Source organism: candidate division WOR-3 bacterium, from assembly GCA_016867815.1.
GTDB lineage: Bacteria > Hydrothermota > Tepidihabitantia > Tepidihabitantales > Tepidihabitantaceae > UBA2258.
This window is the reverse complement of the sequence record VGIR01000057.1, coordinates 1-21317: the sequence shown is the minus strand read 5'-3', so window position 1 is coordinate 21317 and position 21317 is coordinate 1. Positions and strand designations below refer to the sequence as shown.

The following is a 21317-nucleotide window of genomic DNA, read 5'->3' as shown; positions in this document are numbered from 1 at the left end:
TTGAGCCTGGTCCTGCTCGACTATCAGTTGCCGGACATAGATGGCCTGACCGTGCTCGAGGAAGTCAAGAAACGCAAGCCTGCCCTGCCGGTAGTGATGATATCGGGATTCGGCACCAACGCTGGCTTGTGGGTCGCAGTCGACCGCACGAACAGGGTTGTCGTCACCAAGGGACACCTGCTGCGTAATGTGATAGACGCCGCGAAGAAATCAGGGCATAGCGACATCGGGTACGTGCACGTACCGGCCTAGTACGCTCCACGATGGCATCAGGGCTCGTGGAGCCTATCAACGGCTACTACAAGTCGACGCGGGAGAATCCCCCCTACAATATCATGCCACTTGTCTGGGTAGATCTTCAGTCTCAACTTGGGAAGGGGCCGTTTCCGTTCCAGGCGCTCGTTGACTCCGGGGCCTCTTGCTGCGTCTTTGCCTCAGAGGTAAGAGGGGCCTTGGGACTTCGACACGAACGCCCGCTGGAGAAGCGGAAGGTACGCGTCGCCAACGGCGGCGAGATCAGCGCCTCCTTTTTCCGCGTCAGGCTGACGTTCCGCAATGAACTGCCAAGCCACGTTGGCCCTTCGTTCAGCTCTCCGTCATTCACGTACCTAACGGTAGTTGGGTTCGTGAACAGCGATGTCCTAGACAAGGACAAGAGCAAGAAACTGTACAGCAGTCGCCGAAGACCACACCTGGTCCTGTGCCTGTCACGTACTTGCAGCCAGTGAGAACAACTTCTTCGGCTCGCAACCTCACAAGGACCCTCAGCATGGGTGTACTCCACTCTCTCTTGTCCATTCCTTCCATGCTAACTCCTCCTTCTCGACATCAACTCTTGCCTCAACCTGGGTTTCAGCCTTGACCTAGACCTTGACCTCTTCCTCATCCTCTCGTCTTCAGTCTCCCGTCCGCTGCCTTGCTCGTGCCCCAGCACCTCTGTCCTTGCATGCGCGACCCGGCAGAAGTATTCGACCAGCTTGTCCATCGCGCCGGACACCGGAGACAGAGATTGATAGTCGGGCAGACGCGGCAGCGTTCCAGAAACCCCTTGGGGTAGAGCGCAGGCTACTCGGGAGTAGGGACTCGAGATGGTTCCTGGTTCCTAGCCTTGGGTCGGCGAGAGGTTCGTCCAGAATCCCCGGCTCTCGCGCGACAGCCGCTCTTTGAGCGGCCGCCACCAGTCGGGATGCCCGCGATACCAGTCCACGGTCCGGCTCAGGCCGTCCTCGAACTTCGTCTCGGGCCGCCAGTTGAGTTCGCGCCGGATCTTCGTGTTGTCGAGCGCGTAGCGGAAGTCGTGGCCCGGCCGATCCGGTACGAATTCGAGCCAGGAGTCAGAGCAGGTTGAGGTGGAGGTGGAGGCTGGAACCGAAGTCTCCCCTCCTGCCTTAACCTGTACCTTGGCCTCAGCCTGTTCCGCCAGCCCCATCAGGCTGACGACCTGCCTGACGACATCGATGTTGTGCCGCTCCGATTCGCCGCCGATGTTGTAGGCCTCGCCCGGTTGCCCGCGGTCGAGCACGATCTCGATTCCCCGGCAGCAGTCCTCCACGTGCAGCCAGTCACGGACGTTCTCGCCCCGGCCATAGACCGGGACCTTTCGGCCTTCGACGAGGTTCGTTACCATGACCGGTATCAGTTTCTCCGGGAACTGGTACGGGCCGTAGTTGTTCGACGGGCGCACCACCATCACCGGCAGGTGATGGGTCTCCCAGTATGCCTGCGCCAGCAGGTCGCCGGCCGCCTTGGACGCAGCATAGGGTGAGCGGGGATGCAGGGGCGTCTCTTCCGTGAACCTGCCCTCCCGGCCGAGCGCTCCGTAGACTTCGTCGGTCGAAACGTGGACGAAGCGCCTGACGCCGGCCCGGCGGGCAGCGTCAAGCATCACCTGCGTGCCGAGTACGTTGGTATTGATGAACGGCGCCGCATCGTCAATCGAACGGTCCACGTGGCTCTCCGCGGCGAAATGGACCACGGCCTCGACGCCGGCAATCGCCTGCTTCACCGCGGCCGGGTCCTCGATGCGGCCGTGGACGAAACGGTACCGGGAGTCGGCCTCGAACACCTGCAGGTTCGCCCGGTTGCCGGCATAGGTGAGCGCGTCCAGGTTGACGACCGTATCTCCGGTCTTCTCCAGCCGGTTCCGGACGAAGTTCGAACCTATGAACCCGCAGCCGCCGGTGACTAGTAGTCGCATCAGTATAGTCCTTTCACAATTGTCAGTCGGTGCGCCATTAACCGCAGGGGACTGACGTGTCGGAACGATGCAGAACTGGCCGAATCAAGGTTCTTGCGGCGACCCCGCACAGGGCGGCCGCGTAGAGGGTGAAGGGCATCTGCCAGACGATGAAGTCCAGGTGCAGGTGCAGGGCTGCGTGCGCCTTGAAGACCACGAACCAGGAGAGCGGGGCCAGGAGCGAAAACCATGTGGCCGGCAGCAAGGCGCTCTCCTTCCGCCGGAGCCCGCCCGGCCCGGTCCGGCGACCCGCGACATAGACGAAAACCGAGGCCGCCAGGGCCGCGACAACCAGGTGCAGGTACCGGACGTTCAGCAACAGCCAGGCCGCACGGGTGTCCGGCGCGTTGAGGAAGCTGCGGCCGTCGAAGTAGATGCCGGTGATGTACTGCAGGAGTACGGGAATCAGGCCTGCTCGTAGGCCGGCGGCGTTGTCGCCGAGGAAGGCTGCCGGGTTGCCGTACGTCCGCTTTGCCAGGCAGTACAGGATATGCCGGACTCCATCGTCGAATCCTCCGTCGGCGACGGAGAACTGGAGGCAGAGCAGCACGGCGCTTGCGAGCACCGCCGCCCCGGCCGAGGCTGCGGCCACGAGACCAAGCTTCAACGCCGTTCTTCCGCCCCACCCTGCAGCGAAGGTGTAGTAGACCAGGGGGACGAGCATCATGACGAGAGTGGTAGTGATGAACTCGTATCCGTTGAACAGGCATTTCAGCAGGACCGAGAGAAACACCAGGACTGAGAGGCCGGGGAGTCCACCACCCTTGCTACGCTCAAGAGAGAAGGTCATTGCCAGCATCGGAAGATAGAAGGCCCAGAGAGACCAGAAGAGGCTGTGACCGAAGACCGTCAGCCACTGCGAGAAGATGACGGAGCCGAGGACGAACAGCCCGGCCGTGACGCCCAGCTCCCGGGCAAACCAGAGCGTGATGGCGGCGATAGCGGCCGAGGAGAGCAGCGCCGTAAGCGCGGAGAAGAGGCGCAGTTTGACGTCCGACGGCAGGGCCAGGATGCGGTCGAGAACGGCGAAGAAGAATCCCTGGCCCGCATTCTGAGACATGTACGGGTAGTAAGAGCTGAAACTATCCTGGTTCACGTAGGCCTGGTACTGGAGAGCGAACAGCCGCTCCGGACTGAGAGAAACGTCGACTGTTTTCCCGTATCCGAGGAATCCTCCCTCGGAGAGCAGGCCGCTCTGGCGGGACCGGACCAGCCGGGCAACGACGCGGGCATCGCTGTGACGGAGTTGCCCCTGGAAAACTTCTTTGCCGACTGCCGTCCAGACATTCGAGAACCCCAGGAACAGAACCACCCAGACGAAGATGAATGAGAACGCGCCCCTGAGACCAGACCTGCCCGCGGCAGCCACCTTCAGCTCTCTTCCAGCCTGAACCGGCCTGCCGGGTCGTCCTCGTGGCGGGTTTCGTCCACGGGTTCCTGCCGGCCCTCCCCCCTGTACAGCCGGTTAGGGAAGTTGAGCACCCAGCCTTCGGTCTTGCCGATGTTGCGATAGGCATGGACCACACCCGGGGGTACGATAAGCGTGGCCGGCCGGCTCGCACCCAACACGAGCGTCTCACGCCGGCCGAATGTCGGCGATCCGGTCCGGTTGTCCCAGATAGTCACCTCGAAATCCGCCGGCCCGGTGAAGGCGAAGAAATCAGTCTGGTCCGCGTGCTCGTGCGGCCCGCGCGCGACGCCCGGCCGGGTCATCGACAGGTAGGCCATCACCGGCCGAGCCGCTCCCAACCCGGCTGCCTCCAGAACGTCCGTGCGAAAGAGCTCCACCAGCCACCCGCGCGAGTCGGTCGCCGGGGCAAGCAGCTCGACCCGCACTCCGGGGAAGGAAGAGGCTGAGGTCGAGGCTGGGGCTGTTATCCTCTCCTGCGGCATATCGTCCCTAGCCCGTGGACTTTGGCCCCACCTCAACCTTGGACTCGACTTTGCCGGCACGCACCAGCATCGTGGCGCGGCAGAGCGACTCGAAAGTCCCGGCATCGGTCCACCAGCCCTTGAGCAGGTCGAAGGACATCGTTCCCTTCCGGATGTAGGCGTTGTTCACATCGGTTATCTCGAGTTCTCCCCTCGCCGACGGCTTGCAGGACTCGATTACCTCGAAAACGGACGCGTCATACATGTAAATCCCGGTAACGGCGAGGTTCGACTTCGGGCGGGCCGGCTTCTCCTCGATTCCGACGACCCGGTCGCCGCTCAGTTCGGCCACGCCGAACCGGTTCGGGTCGTCAACTGCCTTGAGCAGAATCCTCGCGCCTTCGCGCTGGGCGGCGAACGACCTGACGAAGGGCGAGATGTCGTCCTCGAAGATGTTGTCCCCCAGGATGACCACGATCCGGTCGTCCTCGGCGAAACCCCGGGCCAAACCGAGGGCCTCGGCAATCCCGCCTTCGCCTTCCTGGTAGACGTAGTGGAGGCGCTGCAGCCCGAAGTCCTTACCGTTGCGCAAAAGGCGCAGGAAGTCACCGGCGCTGCTGCCCCCGGTGACAATCATGATGTCCTGAATTCCGGCCTGCACCAGTTTGCGGATGGGGTAGTAGACCATGGGCTGGTCGAAAACCGGAAGGAGATGCTTGTTGGTTATCCGCGTCAGGGGCAGCATCCTGGTGCCCAGGCCGCCGGCAAGGACAATGCCTTTCATGGCCTGCCTCTACGACCCGAAAGCCTCTGCTGCCACCGCCATGCTGTACTCATCATCTCTCCTATCCCGAGTTCCGGCCGCCAAGCGAGAATCTCCCCGGCCTTGCGATTGTCGGAGAAGACCGCCGAGGCGTCGCCCGGACGCCTTGGCCCGACCCGGTAGTTCAGTTTGCTGCCCGTCGCCCGCTCAAAGGCGGTGATTGCTTCCAGGACCGTGGTTCCGGTCCCGGAACCGAGGTTCATCGCGATTGGCGAATGGCTATCGGCGATTGGCGACTTCGTCAGGTATTCGATTGCGAGCACGTGGGCCCGGGCGATGTCGGAGACGTGGACGTAGTCGCGGATACAGGTGCCGTCCCGCGTATCGTAGTCCTGGCCGTGGACCACCAACTCCGGCAGCTCGCCCACGGCTGTCCGGGTGATCCTGGGCACCAGGTTGTCGGGCTCCCCATAGGGCACCTCGCCGATCTCACCGGATAGGTGCGCGCCGACCGGGTTGAAGTAGCGGAGCGAAACGAATCCCGTCCGGCTCACCCGCGCGAAGTCCGAGATGACCTGCTCCCCTATCTGCTTGGTCCGGGCGTACGGGCATTCGGCCTCGCCGAAGGGCGTCTCTTCCGTAACCGGCAACTGCCGCGAGTTGCCGTAGACCGAGCAGGAAGAAGAGAAGATGAAACCAGGGATGCCGGATTCGTCGGTGCTCCGGAGCACGTTGAGCAGGGAATTGACGTTGTTGTCATAGTAGAGCAGCGGCTTCGCTACCGACTCGGGCACTGTCTTGTAGGCGGCAAAGTGGATGACGGCGACGGCGTCGCGGTGCTCACGGAAGACGTCGCCGGTCAAAGCGCCGCCGCGCAGGTCAACCCGGCAGTTCCTGACCCGCCTCCCGGTGATTCGCTCGACGCCGTCCAGGACGCTTTCACTTGAACGCGAGTTGTCGTCAATTGAGACCGGCTCGTGTCCGGCGGAGAGGAGTTCGACGAGTGTGTGGCTGCCGATGTAGCCACAGCCGCCGGTGACGAGCACCTTGGCCATAGAGCCGTATGTTAGCGGCAGGGCGAAGGGAATCAAGGGATGCGGGAAGGCCTGAAACCGACACAGGGACTTGCCACAAAGGCAGAGAGAGTGCCGGCCTGTATACGGTATACAGCATGCGGTATGCGGTCCTGGCGGCCTGGCGGTTCAATGTCGGGTTTGGGAGCGCGGAAGACGACACTTGACACAGGATTTGGAGCGGGTAGAATGCGCAGTTGTGAACCTGCACAAGGATGCCGGCGGGGCGAAGGGCACCGGAGCGCCCGAAACCGCAGGCTGGTTTTGTTCACTGCTCAAGCCGGAGACGTGGAAGCGCACGCTCTTCTACATCGTCACCGACGCGGGCGTGGTCATCGGCGCCAGCGTGCTGAGTCACGTCGCCGTAATCCGGCACGTCGACTCCGGTCTCAAGTACTACACCCACGGCGTGCTGCCGTTCGCGGCGGTGGCGCTCTTCTGCCAGCTCACGCTCGGGTTTCTCTTTTCAAGCTACAAGCTGAAGTGGTTAACCTTCTCCATAGTTGACGTTCCCCGCGTCATGTCCCCGAGCCTGGCAACCGCGCTTCTGCTCGGACTCCTTTCCGGGGCCAGGGCCTTCGCCGGCCTGACGCCGTGGACGGCCGTCACCTGGGGGTTGTTGAGCGCCTGCGGGGTTATCGCGGTCCGGGGCAGCCGGCGCTTCTACGGCGAAGTGGTCCTCCCGAAATCAGGCAAGCGGGCGCTGCTGGTGATGTGCTCGCACCGGGGCTACTTCATGCTCGAAACGCTGCGGAGGATACCGCACTTCAACTACCGGCTCCTGGGTTTCATCGACCCGGAACTACACAATCGGAATACGGTCAGCCAGGGCCTGCCCGTGCTGGGCACCTTTGAAGACGTAGAACAGGTCGTGGCCCGGCATCGCGTCGAAACCGCCTTCGTATTCCTGAGCTCCGACCCGACGTTCGCCATCGGCGAGTTCTGTCAGCGGCTCTACGAGTTGGGGCTGGAGGTAAGGCTGATCCCATCCATGGCGGACCTGATTGACGACCGGGCCGACATCGGCGCGATGGAACGCCTCACCATCCACGAACTGACCGGCCAGCAACCGGTGAAGGTGGACCCAGGCGAGATGGAGCAGGTCTTCGGCAACAAGTGCATCATGGTCACCGGAGCCGGTGGTTCGATAGGGTCGGAACTCTGCCGCCAACTGGCCCGTTTCGATCCCTCAAAACTGGTGCTGTTCGAGCGCGACGACTCGAACCTCTTCTACGTGGAGAGAGACCTGCGGGCGAGCCACCCCCAACTGCGCGTGATACCTTTCCTCGGCGACATCACCCGCGAAGCGGACGTCGCCCGCGCGTTCGGGCAGACCCGACCGGACATAGTATTCCATGCCGCCGCGTACAAGCACGTCCCGATTCTCGAATTCCACCCGGCCGAGGCGGTGCGCGTGAACGTCCACGGCAGCCACCTGGTGGCCCGCGCCGCGGTGGAACACGGGACCGAGAGTTTCGTCTACATTTCCACCGACAAAGCGGTCAACCCCAGCAGCGTGATGGGGGCGAGCAAGCGCATCGGCGAGACCCTGGCAACGGCGATGAACAACAGCGGCGGCGTCCGCTTCCTCGCGGTCCGGTTCGGCAACGTGCTCGACAGCCGGGGAAGCGTCACCACCATCTTCCGCGACGCCATCGTCCGGCGCGAGCCGGTCACCGTCACCGACCCGGAGATGAAGCGCTACGTGATGCTCACCAGCGAGGCGGTCCTGCTGGTCATGCAGGCAGTGGCGCTGGGACAGGGCGGAGAGGTATTCGTGCTCGACATGGGCAGACCGGTGCGGATCAAGGACCTGGCGGAGACCATGATTCGCCACGCCGGGTTGCGGCCGGGACTTGACATCCCCATCGTCTTCACCGGCCGGCGCCCGGGAGAGAAGCTCTTCGAGGAACTCCTGACCGCCGAGGAAGGCACGACCGCGACCGTGAACCAGCGCATCTACCGGGCCCGCATCTCCCGGACGCATGACTATGCGGGGATGCTCGACAACCTGCGACGGCTGGAGGAAGCTGTCCGCAGCGGCGATGCCGGGCAGATCCGCGCCGAGATTACGCGCCAGGTCGGCAGCTACCGCCCGGATGAGACCTGCCTGAACGGTCATCCCACCGCCTCGGGCCGGTCCGAGTATCCGCCGATGGCGCAGGCTGTGCCGCGCAGAGCCCGGGAAACTGTGGAAGTACGCAAATAGAAGAGGTTCGGCCATTAAGAGGGAGGAATCATGGTAGTTGGTAGTCCGAGGACGGGATTCAGAAGAGACCGGCGACCGGTTCTGCTCTGCGCCATTGCCGCGCTGGCGCTAGTCGCCGCGCCGGCGTGGGTCGGCCGGGCCGCGGCCGCCACGAGCAGGCAGTTCAACAGCCCGACATTGCTCTACGAGACACCGACGGCAGATGTGCTCCCTCCGGGTGCGCTGGCGCTCGCCGCCGACATGACCTATCCGCTGGTGCAGACAAGCCAGAACGTGAACTACCCGGAGGCCAACGTCAATATCCGCTTCTCGCCCATCAAGCGCCTCGACTTCGCCCTGACTGCCTACACGTTCTCCGATTACGTGCTGGAGGCGAAGTACCGGATACTGGGCGGCGAGCCGGACCGGTTCGGCCTGGCAGTGGGGGTCTATGACGTCGGACTCAACGGCTACGTTTCACCCGTAGGTCACGACACGGCAGATGCCTGGCCGGACACGAAGTACACAGACTCGTCCAAGACGAACGTCAGGACATATGAGAGCTTCTCCGCGTTTGCGGTAGCGAGCCTGCCGGTGACCAGGTTTGCCCGGCTGAACATTGGACTGGGACGCGGGCGCTTTGTCGGGTACTCCATCCACAGCAAGTACTTCAACTCGGACTTCTTGCTGGGCGGGTATCATCAGTGGGCGGTCGCTCTCTTCGGCGGGGCGGAAATCTACGTGCTGCCTCACGTCGCGCTCGTGGCCGAGGCGAGCACCCGCGACCTGAATGCCGGAGTCAAGGCCAATTTCGGCTCCTTTACCGCAACGGCAGCCTGGACCAAAATGGAGGGCTTGGTTTTCAGCGAAGGAGACGAACGATTCGGGCGGCTCTTTGTCGGAGCAAGCTACCAGTTCAACGACCTGTCCGGGCTGGCCGGGCTGTTCCGGCGCCGCGAGTGCCCGCCGCCGCCCGAGCCGGTGCCGCCGCCGCCGGGACCTATCGAGGTGCCGGTCGGGCCGGCTCCGAGCGAAAGGAAGTTCGAGCTCCTGCCCATCTACTTCGACCTCGACCAGTCCGTCATCCGTCCGGGAGACGCCGAGATCCTGAAACGCAATGCCGAGGCGATTCTCGCCAAGGCCAGGGCCGGACTCAAGGCCGACGTGCTGATAGAAGGTCACTGCTGTCCGCTCGCGTCCGAGATGTACAACGTCGGCCTGGGGATGCGGCGCGCCGAGGCGGCCCAGGCATACCTGGTCGGGCTCGGAGTCGATGCCGCGCTGCTGACGGCGGAGAGCTTCGGGGAGGCAAATCCCCCCTACACCGACACGGCCGACTACCACCTTGACCGCCGCTGCGAGTTCAAGTGGAAGTACTAGCGGAGAGCAGGAAAGGGACCGAGGGACTGAGTGACGGACACCGGAAGAGCGCAGTCAGAATGCCGATTGCAGAAGGCGGAGAGGACGAATGTTGAACAGCACGACACCAGGCATGCCGCGGAGAGGATGAAGACGGAATGACAAATCACGAACACCTGCGGTCCGTCTTTCCCGGTTCCGCCTCTCCGGTTTCATCCCGTTTCGCTTCATCCCTGCTCCCGGTATCTTCATGCCTGGGAAGCAAGCTCCGGCTCCTCGGTCGCGGCGTGGCGGCGCTGGTCTGCCTCGGACTGACGGCACTCGCCGTCCCGGTTGCGGCTCAACCAGCCGCCGGATCCCGGGCCCCGGTCTTCAAGTACTACGTCTGGGGTCAGGTGCGGACTCCCGGGGCATACGTCCTCGGCGGCAGCCCCGACCTGCTGGAACTGCTTTCCGCGGCCGGGGGCCCGACCGAACACGCGGACGTGAGGCGCCTGGTCCTGTTCGAGGCGACCACCCAGAAGCAGAAGAGGATCGACGTCAAGAAGGTGCTCGCAGCCGGGCAGGTCATCCCGCTCTCGCCCGGAGACGTAGTGCTGGTCCCGAACTCACCCTGGTACTCCCTGCGCTACGTGCTTGACGCCGTGACCACGGTCGCGTCAGTCGCCACCCTGGCCATGACGGCCGTGATACTTTCCAGGCAGGTACAACCGTGAACCCGGGACCCGATGCCGGCGGCCGGGCCGCGGACGCCGGTTCCGGACTCCGGCATGAGGACCTGCAGGGCGGCCCGCCGGCGACCGACTCCAGAACGATAATCCAGGACTACCTGGAAGCGGCCACCCGCCGGAAATGGCTGGCCCTGGGCGTATTCCTCGGGGTCCTGGCAATGATCACGCTGTCCATTGTCAAGACCACCCCGGTCTTTCAAGCCCGGACGACTATCCTGGTCACTGACAACAACCAGGGCAGCCTCTTCGGCAAGGAGGGAACCGTCTTCTGGCCGAGCGGGCCGAACACCGCCAACATCGTCGAGCTCCTGCAGAGCCGGAGCCTGGCCGAGAGTGTGGCCAAACGCCTGCCCGATTCGGCACTGCCCTCCGGCTCCGCGGTCGCGGCCCGGCCGGTGCGCAACGCCGAGATCATCGAGGTCATCGCCTCCGCCCCCACCCGCGCCGCCGCCGTTTCGGTCGCCAACGCCTACGCCGATGCCTACGAGCAGTACGACCTCGGACTCAGCCGGCTCGACGTTTCGGCCATCCGGCAGTTTGTCGAAAACCAGCTCGCCGTGGTCGGGAGCAGGCTCGATTCGTCCGAACAGGACCTCGCCCAGTTCAAGACCGCCCACAAGCTCACAAGCATCGACGAGGCGACACGGGCCATGATTGAGAGGCAGTCCGACCTCGCCGCCGAGTACCAGCGGACACTCACCGAGGCCAAGGGTAACCAGGCCCAGCTTTCGTTCGTCCAGGGCCGGATCGCCGAGGAGGGAAAGAGCATGGCCGACGTCGACGCCATCTCGTCGCCGCTGGTGGCCGAGCTGAAAGGCACGCTGAACCAGATCGAGGTCGACAAGACCAACCTCCTCATCCGCGGCTTCGCTCCCAACTCGGAGCGGATCAAGGTACTGGACCGCCAGATAGACAGCACCCGGGCGCGCCTCCGCACCGAATCGCAGAAGCTCATCACCAGGCAGGGGTTTGTCGACCCGGCCGGACACTTGAACGACCTGCTCGAGTCGGCCCTGACCCTCAATACCGGGCTGGCCTCGTCCCAGGCGCGGCAGGCAGCGCTGGCGAACGCCCTGGCCGGCTTCGACACCCAGCTCGAACGCCTGCCGGAAGCCGAACGACAACTGGCCCGGCTGACCCGCGACGTGGAGACCGGTCGCCGGGTCCACTCGCTGCTGTCCGAACGCTACGAGGAGGCGCGCATCCGGGAGGTGGGAAGGATATCTTCGGTGCGGATAATCGACCGGGCCAGCCAGGCGCGCCAGACCAGGCCGAACGTCCGGTCGAGCCTTGTGGCCGGGCTGCTCCTGGCCCTGGTACTGGCCGTCGGCGCCGTGGTGGCGGCGGAAAACCTCGACACCGCCATCCACGGCCAGGACGAAGTGGAACGCCGGGGGTACGCGGTGCTCGGCAGCATACCGCGGCTTTCACTCGCCGGCCGCCGGACGAAGCAGAACGAGGCTGTGACTTCCCACCTCATCACCCACACCGATTTCGAGTCATCGGGCGCCGAGGCTTTTCGCATGCTGCGCACCGCCCTTGCGTTCACCAGCGCGGAACGCCCGATGCGGACGATTGCCGTTACTTCACCCGGCCCGAGCGAAGGCAAGACCACCGTGGCGGTGAACCTGGCTTCGGTGCTGGCACAGGCCGGCTCCCGCGTCCTGCTGATTGACGGAGACCTGCGGCACCCGGCACTGCACACCCTGTTCAAGCGCGGCAAGAAACCGGGTCTGTCCGACCTCGTCGTCCTGAACGTCAGCCCGGCCGAGGCCGTTTTCCCGACCGGCCTTGACGGATTGTCCTGTCTGCCCTGCGGTACCATACCGCCGAGCCCGGCCGACCTGCTCACGCTCAACGCCACCCGCGCCCTGCTGGAGCGGCTGGAAACCGAGTACGACTATGTGGTGATTGACACCGCGCCGGTACTGGTCGCGGCCGACACGCCGATTATCGGCACGCTGGCCGATACCACGATAATGGTGGTCCGTGCCGACCGGACCACGCTGGACGCTCTCAACCGCGCCGGCTCCGCCATGCTCAGTGGCGGCGCGCATCTGTCCGGCCTCGTGGTCAACGACGTGAAGAGGACGGGGCGCTACGGCCGCTACTACTACTATTACTACAAGTACCACTACTACCGGCACGGCCAGCAGAAAGCAAACGGGGTACGGACCAGGGAAGGGACGGAGGACGAGGGGGCGGCGCCAGAAGGTCAGGGCTGAGTCCAGTGGCGAGGTGAAGAGACCGGGACCGGAATCCACCCGTCCCGCCGGCAGGCGGCAGCAAACAACCGGCAACTCACGGACCTGGGGCGCGGGAGCGCGACTCCGGCTATTCTCGTACCGGCGCCTGCAGGTTGCGGCCTGACCCGATCCGGGTTCTAGCTGCGATGATAGGGAGCGGCCTGGGCAAGGTAGAGCCGGGCGTACAACCCGTCCGTCTCCAGGAGCTGCCGGTGTGTGCCCTGTTCCACTACCCGGCCCTTGTCCAGCACGTAGATGTGGTCGGCCATCTGGACGGTCGAGAACCGGTGGCTGATGAGGACCGCACCGCGGCCGTGGATTGCCTGACGGAAGTGTCTGAACAGCTCCTCCTCGGCCAGGGGGTCGAGAGAGCTGGTGGGCTCATCAAGCACCACGATCTGCGAATCGCGTAGAAACGCCCGGGCCAGCGCCACTTTCTGCCACTCACCCACGCTCAATTCATGGCCGTGCTCGAACCAGCAGCCCAGCGGCGTATCATAGCCCTGGGGAAGGCGGCGAATCACCGGGTCGACGCCGGAGCGCCGGGCCGCCTCGACGATCCTCTCGCGGTCCGGCACGGACTCGGCATCGCCCAGCCAGATGTTCTCCCAGACCGGTAGCTGATACTGAACGTAGTCCTGCAGAACGACGCTGACCTGACGTCGCCATCTGGCCGGTTCGAACTGACGGATGTCAACTCCGTCAACCGTCACCGCACCCGAATCCGGGTCGTACAGCCGGCAGAGGAGCTTGGCGAGCGTGGTCTTGCCCGAACCGTTCTCCCCGACCAGTGCAATCACCTGCCCCGGCGCGACGGTCAGGTTGACCCCCTCCAGTACTTTGCGGGAAGTCCCGGGATAGGTGAAACCGACGTCATTGAACGCAATGCCCTTGTCAATCCGCGACGGACAGGGCAGCGGCTTCACCGGCGCCGTTACCCTGGGCTTCAGGTCAAGGAACTTGTAGAAGTTGGAGAGGAAGAGATTGTCCTCGTACAGCCCGGCGAAACCGCCGAGGATGGCCGAAACCGAACCGGTCGCAAGCTGGAAAGCCGAGTAGTACATCACCAGGCTGCCGATGGTGACGGTACCTTTGAAGGTCTGATAGGCGATGTAGGCAAGAGCCCCGAACACGGCCACCGTGGCCACCGACTGGGCCAGCACTCCAGCCAGAGTGCGGCGCCTGGTCAGCGCCAGCCTCCCTCCGCGCAGTTGCTGCCGCAGGGCGCGGAAGCGGGTCCGGAACAGGGACCCGAGGTCGAACAGCCGGACCTCCTTGGCGAAGTAGGAGTGCGTCAACATCCAGTGATAGTACCACGCCCGCCGTTCCTGCTTGGTCTGCTCCTGCTCAAAGCGATACAGCCGGCGTGAATACACCAGCCGCACCAGCGCGCCGGGCAGGGCCACGAGGGCAAGAACCAGGGCCAACAGCGGGTTGAAAGCGAACAGCAGGCCTCCGATACCGGCGAGAGAAATCGCGCTCTGGCCTATCTGCACCAGTCGGTTGACGATGCTCACCGGACGTTGGGCGGCGTCGCCCTGCGCTCGCTGCAGTGTGTCGTGGTAGAGCGGATTCTCGTAGTACTCAAGGTCAACCGCTACCGACTGGCTATGTAGAACGTCGGTCACTTTGTCGGTAAGCACCAGAGACTGGGCCTGTCCCGCCACGTCGGCCAGAGAACGGGCGAGGGCCGTGAGCAGAGCCACCCCGGCGGCAAGTACGACCCAGACCAGCACCGGCCGAAAGGACGCGGACCCGCCAGACGCGGCAATGCCGGCCTGCAGCGCGTCAATGAGCCTCTTCATCAGGTACAGCCCGGCAAGGGGCAACAGACCCTGGACCACGACCAAGAGGAGATTCAACGTAGCCCAGCCTGGGGCGCTCGTCCAGACCAGTCGAATCGCCCGGTCCAGGCGCAGGCCTTGCTGGACGGCATCCACGAACCTCGGGCGGGAACTCTCCTTCATCGTTGCTCTTTCATCGTCCGGCGCTTACCGCCGACCGTCATTCGGTCTTCCAGCCAGTTGGCGAGCGCGGCGTTGCGACCTTCCATGCCGCTCCGCGCCGTGGGCAGCCCGCGCCGGAACAAGTGGGCGAGCAGGGTACGGACAACGTCACGCAGCCGCAGCGCGTAGTAGGGCCAGAGGTGCTTTGCCTTTCGCGACTCAGGATAAACCACCGCCATCTCCCCGCGTGGGAGAAAGACCCGTTCCCAGGAGAGCCTAGCCTTGCCCCCCATAGACATTGCGCCCCACCGGTCTATGATCGATCCCGACCGGAGGCAGTCGGTCCGGGCGACAATGCTCTCCTGAGCCGTCTCCAGCTTGCGCCGGTCAAGTCCTCCGGGGACTAACTGCTCCAGGACATCATCCGGCACCGCTGCGCCCAACAGGTTTCTGGCCAAGTGAAACGTCAAGCCGGCGTACTTGGATGCACCCCACCGGTGAGCCAGGCTCACGACCCGAGCCCAGTCGATCTCGCCACGGAAGCGGTGCAGGGTCTCGGCCATATCACAGAGGCGCTTCAGGCCGGTGAAACCCTGGTGGCCCAGGCTCAGACAGAGGTGCAGTATCAGGTCTTCGGAGGAAAGGGCAAGCACTTCTACCCTGGCGATCGTGACCGGGCGAGCCCTCTCCCAGAGACCGGCGGTGTCTACTCTTACCGCTCCGGTTGGAGGGACGAGTGTCCAGTGAATCTCAACGGTCAATTCGCGAACGACGAGTGGCCGTGCGTGGTGATGTACTGCCCAGTCGAACTTGTCGAAGTGTTCTGACAGCTGATAGGCGCCGCCCGAGTCAAACAATGCTGCGATAGCTCTCGGCAGTTCTGCTCTCGGGACCATGAGGTCGGCGTCGCACATTGGCCGGAGAGCGAGATTGCCGTAGACCTGCTCCGCGAGGTAGACTCCCTTCATGGCAATCACCGGGATGCCGGAGTCGCGCAGGCAGCGAAGCACGGGTACGAGCCGGCGATAGAAGAGGCCGCTTCTACTGGCGCTGGCGAAGTATGCCTGCCGCAGCCGCTCCCACGCATCTGCCGGAACGTAGTCCTGCACCTCGCTCTTCTTCAGGCGACTGAACAGCAGGGGAGCGAGGCCATGATAGGCAGCAGTGCTGACGACCTCGTTCCAGTCAGTCACCGGTTCCTGGTTCCTGGTCCTTGGTCTTGGGTCGGACAGGTAGCTGAGGAGCAGGTCGGCCGCGGAGCGGGGATTCTCCATCCGGGTTGGGGATTGCGGACCTAGGGTTTCTGTTCAGGCAAGGCCTGCACGTCCACTAGCAGGCGGAATGGCCGCCTGATGTGCCACTCCTTGCGACGAAAGTCGTAGTGTCCGATCGTACGCCTGCCAATCAGCAGTTTCAGAGAGGCCCGGTGGCGGGTGCGGAAACGCACCAGCCTTGGGCGAAGACTTGCCGGGAGCATGCGGTCGAACGGACCCAGGCCGGCGAGAAAATGGTACAGCGTGTGCGGGATAAGCCCGGTGCTGTTTCGGATGCGCCGGCGCAGGCGCGTCCACGGGAGTACCGCAAGACCCAGCCGCCCACCGCGGACTCTCCAGCGATACGCCCCGCGTTGCGCTGTCCTGACGCGACCAATAATGTCCCCGGGTTGGAGAACCTCGTCGTCGTCGACCGGGTTGTTGTCCCCGCGCGTTCGGATACCGCCCCTCGGTCGCCCATCGGTTGCATGGCCGAAAACTCCTGACCGTGGACCGACGGAAACCACGCGGTGCACGATCGTTTTTCCCGTTCCCGGCGACTTGAAGCATACCACGTCGCCGGGACGCAATGCCGCAGTACCACAGGGTTCCACTTCAAGGAGATCGGGCTCCTCCAGCGTGGGACTCATGCTGGTCCCGGTGCAGACTACGCGCAACGTATCGTCAGCCATGAACGACTCAACAGACATCGGGGCGCGGCAGCGGCTGTCCTCGCCAGACCTCGGGAGTTCGCCGACGGGCAGAACGTCCTCGATCTTCTCCCAAAAGCGGCCATCTAGGCTTACTTTGAGCGAGTACACCGGAACTGCGGTGGCCAGACCCTTTGCTGCGCCGAGTGCCTTACCGCAGAGCACCTGCGCCGACTCAACGTCGGTCAGCTGGAGCAACAGCTCGCGAGTGAGTTCCTCGGCGGATTGCAGGGTCAAGGCGGTCGCATGTGTGCCATAGATGGGTTCCAACCGGTCAAATGGCGCCTGATCGAGAAAGAAAATCGCCCGAAGAGGTTTCGCGTCCTCTACGACCCAGGAACCGCCCGGTCCATTGTAGAGGAAGCGACTCCAGGTCGGCCACGGATGAGCCCAGAACCCACCCCTGCCGTCCGGCACGACCAGCGTCATGTCGTCACAGAGGGAACGCCAGGGCGAGGGAAGGCGACGGCTGGCCGTGCTCTTGCCCACATCCTGCGGCCCGGCCATGATGAAACCGCTTCCGCGATGCTCGGCCAGGGCTCCGTGGAACAGCAGTCCCCCACGAGCCATTGTCTCTCGCGCAATCTGGGAGGCGACCCGCCGCATCTGGTCTATCTTAGTCCACTGGTTTGTTGGTGCGGCAAGGCGACACACAACCGCACCACTTGCTTCGAGGTCCAGCCGCTCGGACTCTCCGCACACGGCCACGCACAGCTCGCGGACGCCGTCGCCCGGCCTGCCCGACCCGGTGGCGGGACTCAATCCCATGACCGTGCCCAATTCGGCAACAATCGCCGCGGCCTGCTCGTCAACCGGGCGGATACGCCACTGCTGGCCATCGGCGAGATTTAGTCTCAGTCCTGTGTTCATGCGGAATATGAGACGGAATCACTAACGAAAGGACAGGCGCCGTCGCCTGTCCTCAATTCACTGGGCAGATACCGTCCGCTACTTGATTGGTATCCTAGGTAGCTCGTGCGGCAGTACAATGAGTCCGCCGCCGGGCGTCACGACCTAGAACGTTACCGCGGATCCCTGGTTGCAGCGGCGGAAGTCTACTGGATCCAATCCGCTCTGGCAGATGTCGGCTGTGCCCGACGGTCCGTCCTTGCACTCCAAAGACGCGGTCTTGGCATCGCTCAAACGGGCTGCTCGCGGGGCTTCGTACTTCTTCATCTCACACTCCTTGTTCACTGCTATCGCGTTTTTTCGAGACCATTAGCAGGGTAATTGTATTTACCCACATCCTGCTGTCAAGCTCGGCTTTCCTAGCTGCATGACTCCGGCCAGTTCCCTCTCCGCGTCCGCGATCCTGTAGTCTGCAACTTGATCCCCAACTTCCGACACCACCGTCCTCAGTCGCTCATCATCCACAAACCATCATTCGCCAATGGCGAATCGTCACTCGGAACTCACTCGCTCGCCGTCACTTGTCCATTTCCCCTTTCGCCTTCTCCTTCATCCTTCCTCGTTCGTCCTTTGCCGTGCTCCTTCTCTGAGCCCGGGCGGATGGAAAAAGACCGCGGCGAGAAGCCTCGTCACATATCCAGTCGGGGGCAATCAGCTGTCCGCTTCGCGCATAGTTGTCGGCCACGCAGCCGGTTCGGCAGGCGCGGGCGAAGATGCACCGCGCGCACGTGCCCGGAAAGCTGTCCGGGTCTGCCAAGGCACGGCGCAGATAGAGAACCGTCGGGTTGGTCAGCCAGATGTCACGAACGCTGTCTTTGCCCAGTTGCCCGTAGATGAACTCGGGGCAGGTCGTACCAATTCCGCACAGGGCATACTGGTTCGTACCGAGAATGCCCAGAATCCCGCATACGCCGCAGTCCCCGCAGGAGCCGCCGGAGCGTCCCAACCTGCGGAGCGACGACAGCGCCGGGGGCATCGTGAGAATGACGCCGATCGGCGAGCGCTGACCCAGATCGTCGTCAATGTAGCGCGCCAATTCCATCTGGTCGTCGAAATCGAGGCCCTCGCCGTGCTCGTGCATCGTGACCCCTCGGCCGGTCCGCGTCACCGGGTTGAGTTTTACGGTTGCCGCGCCGCGCGATGCGACCAACTGTCCGAGCGCCTCGACCTGGTGTCGGTTGCCGCGGTGCACGCTCATGATGACCTGCGTGTTCTTGAACCCCGCGTCCACCAGGTATGAGAGTCCCTTCAGTGCCGCGTCGAAAGCACCCTCCACGCCACGGAACGCGTCGTGCGTCCGGGCGTCGGCCCCATCCAGGCTGATCGAAATGAAGGAGAGCTTGCCCTTGAGGTAACGGGCGGCCTCGGCGGTCATGAGGGTGCAGTTCGTTTCCATGATCAGGTCAAGTCCTTCAGCCTTCAGCCGAGCGACGACCTCCATGAAACGGGGATGGAGCATCGGCTCGCCGCCGGTCAGCTTGGCCGTGCTCAAACCAATGGTCTTGGCCTCGCGCACCGCCGCAAGCAGCGCGTCAACGTCAACACACCGACCCGGGTCCGGCTTCCCGTTGGTGAATCGGGGCACAATCCAGCAGTGGCGGCAACGGAGGTTGCAGTTGTCGGACAGGTAGATGTAGAATGTCCGCAGCGGGGGCACGCCGGCAGGCAGGTCAGGAACCGACGTGGATACCTTGGGCGCGTCGCTCATGTCACAAGGCACTGTCGGGTTCCTCTCCTTTGAAGATTCGATAGCAGCCGTTTAGGTCGCACCCGTGCAACCGTCCGGACCGGGCCATCACCGACGCCGGACAACCGCCGGTGCAGAATCCCATATAGGCACAGCCCCGGCACGCCGGCAGGGAGGCAAGCGGAATGTCCCGGCGGTAGCGCACCGCGTTTATCGCAGGACTTGACCGCCACGCCTCAGTCAGCGAGTGCATTCCATAAACGCCCATGGTCAGTGTCGGCAGCATGTTGCACGGCACCATGGTGCCGTCGTGCAATACCGCCATCTTCCCGAAGACGCCGCCACAGGCACAGAGCTTGCCCCGCCCCGGCCGGCTCGTTTGACCGCGCGCAAGCGATTCTTCGATCTCCGCGTAGCTCTGGGCCATTGCGAGCGGGCCCGCGTTGGCGCTAATCCTGCCCTCGTACTTCTTATCCAGGTCGGCCAGTATCTCCATCGCCCGCCGTCGTTCGGCCGGGGTTAGCACCATGCTATCGCCATAGCAGCGCGCTGAGCCCATCTGCTCGGCCTCATTGGTGCTGAAACTCTCGAGGCCTACGTCTTCCAGTAGCAGCCGAGCGATATTCGGCAGGTCAATCAGGTTGGTCCGGTTGACGGTCACGCGCACCGTCACCGGGAAGTCGGCCGCTTTCAGTAGCCGCAACCCGACAAGCGCACGGTCGAAGCTCCTGGGCGGGCGGCTCTGGTCATGAATCTCAGCGCACGACCCGTCAATCGACACCTGGATGGAGTCGAGGCGCAGACGGCGTTTGCCGACTGCGAAAGCCTTCACTGTCTCCGGGGTAATGAGCGTGCCGTTCGTGAGTATCTGGTAGCGCATCTTGTTGGCGATGACGCCGTCAATCAATTCGAAGACATCGGCGCGAGTGAAAACCTCGCCGCCGGTCAGGCAGACCCGCTTGACTCCCAGCTTGCCCAGTTCCTCGAAAAGGGCGTGCCAGCGTGCGGCCGGCATGTCGCTCGAAGCAGCCATCTCGTCGGCGTAGAAGCAGTAGCGGCATTTGAGGTTACAGCGACCCGTGATGCAAAGGTCCAGATCCTGCGGCGCCCGCGGCACTCCTAGCGGCGGCACCGTCAGGTCAGGGATGGGCAGCAGTTCAGTGCTCATCGGGTGAAGGGATGATGAAGCCGGGGACCAGGGACTGGACGAACTGCTCCGCGTCCTTCAGCGCCTGTTCCGGAGTCACCTCCGGATAGGCGGCTGCAAGTTGGCGGGCGATCTCCTCGAGAGTCAGGGGATCGGCCAGCAGCGCCCAGATCCCGCGGCCGGATGGATTCAGCAAGACCGTCTCGTCCTTGTCCGGGTTGTAGAGCATTGCACCGTCTTCGCCCTCGTCAACGCAGGAGACGACCTCGTTCGCTCGATAGGTCTTCTCATTCATCAGCGTACCCCCTCAAGTGGTATTTCCTGACCGATGAAACCCTCTTCGGCCAGCTTGGTCAGAAGTGCACGAACGTCTTCGGCAACGGTCTCCGGCGCATCCGGGAAGCGGTCGCGGATCGCGGCGGCAATCTCCCCGGTCGTGCGCCGACCGTCTATCAGTCTCCAGATCAGAACGCCGGTCTGATTCACAGCCATAGCTCCGGCGGTGTCCGGGTTCACCAGCAGCGTCCAGCCATCGGCCTCTAGGATGACATGGAGTATACCGGAGGAGCATGGTCCGGGCAAGCGAAATCACCGCCTCAAAGCGAACCCACAAGAGCACTCGGTGCTTCGCAAAAGGGAAGGGCGAGTTGAGTACTCCCAGCCCGTAGGCCGCGGCCGATTTCCGCTTTCGTCAGACAATCCCGGCGACTCGGCAGCTCTGCGTGGCCCGTCCGGCGAAGCGGCCAAGGCTGTCCATTGGTAGCTGCGATCTGGAAACTCGTAGATCAAGACTGCGCTCGAAACCCTTCAGAAAGCTCGTCACCGAGGTCGCTGGAGAATACCGTAGCACGCTCACTCGAGTGCTTGCTGCATTGCTTCCCCCATCACTCATTCCAGACCTCGCTTCATCGCCTCGCGTATCGCTCATTTCAAGACTCGGCGCAACGCTTCTCCCCTCGCTTGCCTCACAGCTTCGTTGAAGGCTCGCGTCAGAGGCCTTCCGCAGGCTCGACTCAAAGCTCATTCCAAGGCTTACTTCATGGCTTCTTCGAACGATTCTTCGAAGGCTGGCCGGTGCGGGCTCAGGAGATAGGTAACAGGTTATTATCAGGACATAGGTAACACGTGGAGGTGTTCATATGTCTTGGATGGCTCGCGGGCTGCAACATGCTCGAGCTGAGTTCGTGATGATCGCGC

General features: G+C 63.6%; 17 protein-coding genes. 5 read left to right on the top strand and 12 right to left on the bottom strand.

All coding sequences use genetic code 11. The annotated features are described in order from the left end of the window. Nucleotides 1–252 carry a response regulator gene (locus tag FJY68_09460; protein MBM3332059.1) on the top strand — a complete coding sequence of 84 codons (252 nt, stop codon included), beginning with the start codon at nt 1–3 and terminating at the stop codon, nt 250–252. An 850-nt stretch (nt 253–1102) separates the two neighbouring features. On the opposite strand, the gene rfbB is transcribed toward FJY68_09460, so the two are convergent. From rfbB to galE, 5 genes are read right to left on the bottom strand one after another with little or no spacing between them, the layout of a single operon-like run. Further along, on the bottom strand, nt 1103–2197 hold the full coding sequence (gene rfbB, locus FJY68_09455) for a dTDP-glucose 4,6-dehydratase (GenBank protein ID MBM3332058.1): 1095 nt from the start codon (nt 2195–2197) through the stop codon (nt 1103–1105). A 37-nt stretch (nt 2198–2234) separates the two neighbouring features. Beyond that, a complete protein-coding gene (locus FJY68_09450) occupies nt 2235–3605 on the bottom strand; it encodes a hypothetical protein (GenBank protein MBM3332057.1) in 1371 nt (456 codons plus the stop codon). 2 nt (nt 3606–3607) lie between these two features. Continuing rightward, nucleotides 3608–4129: a dTDP-4-dehydrorhamnose 3,5-epimerase gene (locus FJY68_09445; protein MBM3332056.1), complete on the bottom strand. Its 522-nt coding sequence runs from the start codon at nt 4127–4129 to the stop codon at nt 3608–3610. Nucleotides 4130–4136: 7 nt separating this feature from the next. Next, nucleotides 4137–4892: a spore coat protein gene (locus FJY68_09440; GenBank protein ID MBM3332055.1), complete on the bottom strand. Its 756-nt coding sequence runs from the start codon at nt 4890–4892 to the stop codon at nt 4137–4139. Beyond that, nucleotides 4889–5926, bottom strand: coding sequence for a UDP-glucose 4-epimerase GalE (gene galE / locus FJY68_09435; protein MBM3332054.1), 1038 nt, complete (start codon nt 5924–5926; stop codon nt 4889–4891). Before galE ends, FJY68_09440 begins: the two co-directional genes overlap by 4 nt. A gap of 217 nt (nt 5927–6143) precedes the next feature. Between galE and FJY68_09430 the strand changes: the two genes are divergently transcribed. The 4 genes from FJY68_09430 (at nt 6144) to FJY68_09415 (ending at nt 12447) form a co-directional block, all read left to right on the top strand. Beyond that, nucleotides 6144–8153 carry a polysaccharide biosynthesis protein gene (locus FJY68_09430; GenBank protein ID MBM3332053.1) on the top strand — a complete coding sequence of 670 codons (2010 nt, stop codon included), beginning with the start codon at nt 6144–6146 and terminating at the stop codon, nt 8151–8153. A gap of 30 nt (nt 8154–8183) precedes the next feature. Then, nucleotides 8184–9512, top strand: a complete 1329-nt coding sequence (locus tag FJY68_09425) for an OmpA family protein (GenBank protein ID MBM3332052.1) — start codon at nt 8184–8186, stop codon at nt 9510–9512. A gap of 137 nt (nt 9513–9649) precedes the next feature. Continuing rightward, on the top strand, nt 9650–10207 hold the full coding sequence (locus FJY68_09420; protein MBM3332051.1) for a hypothetical protein: 558 nt from the start codon (nt 9650–9652) through the stop codon (nt 10205–10207). Next, a complete protein-coding gene (locus tag FJY68_09415) occupies nt 10204–12447 on the top strand; it encodes a polysaccharide biosynthesis tyrosine autokinase (GenBank protein ID MBM3332050.1) in 2244 nt (747 codons plus the stop codon). Before FJY68_09420 ends, FJY68_09415 begins: the two co-directional genes overlap by 4 nt. Nucleotides 12448–12605: 158 nt before the next feature. Here the strand turns inward: FJY68_09415 and FJY68_09410 are convergent, their stop codons facing one another. The 7 genes from FJY68_09410 to FJY68_09380 form a co-directional block, all read right to left on the bottom strand. Beyond that, complete coding sequence (locus FJY68_09410) at nt 12606–14435, bottom strand: ABC transporter ATP-binding protein (GenBank protein ID MBM3332049.1); 1830 nt, start codon at nt 14433–14435, stop codon at nt 12606–12608. After that, a complete protein-coding gene (locus FJY68_09405) occupies nt 14432–15688 on the bottom strand; it encodes a nucleotidyltransferase family protein (GenBank protein MBM3332048.1) in 1257 nt (418 codons plus the stop codon). Before FJY68_09405 ends, FJY68_09410 begins: the two co-directional genes overlap by 4 nt. Nucleotides 15689–15708: 20 nt before the next feature. Then, on the bottom strand, nt 15709–17247 hold the full coding sequence (gene scmC, locus FJY68_09400) for a SynChlorMet cassette protein ScmC (GenBank protein ID MBM3332047.1): 1539 nt from the start codon (nt 17245–17247) through the stop codon (nt 15709–15711). A gap of 556 nt (nt 17248–17803) precedes the next feature. Then, nucleotides 17804–18994 (bottom strand): radical SAM protein, encoded by a 1191-nt coding sequence (locus FJY68_09395; protein ID MBM3332046.1) that lies wholly within the window; start codon nt 18992–18994, stop codon nt 17804–17806. A gap of 1 nt (nt 18995) precedes the next feature. After that, nucleotides 18996–20141 (bottom strand): radical SAM protein, encoded by a 1146-nt coding sequence (locus FJY68_09390; GenBank protein MBM3332045.1) that lies wholly within the window; start codon nt 20139–20141, stop codon nt 18996–18998. After that, nucleotides 20131–20415, bottom strand: coding sequence for a PqqD family protein (locus tag FJY68_09385; protein ID MBM3332044.1), 285 nt, complete (start codon nt 20413–20415; stop codon nt 20131–20133). Before FJY68_09385 ends, FJY68_09390 begins: the two co-directional genes overlap by 11 nt. Then, a complete protein-coding gene (locus FJY68_09380; protein MBM3332043.1) occupies nt 20415–20702 on the bottom strand; it encodes a PqqD family protein in 288 nt (95 codons plus the stop codon). The genes FJY68_09385 and FJY68_09380 overlap by 1 nt, the downstream gene beginning before the upstream one ends. Nucleotides 20703–21317 lie beyond the last annotated feature (615 nt).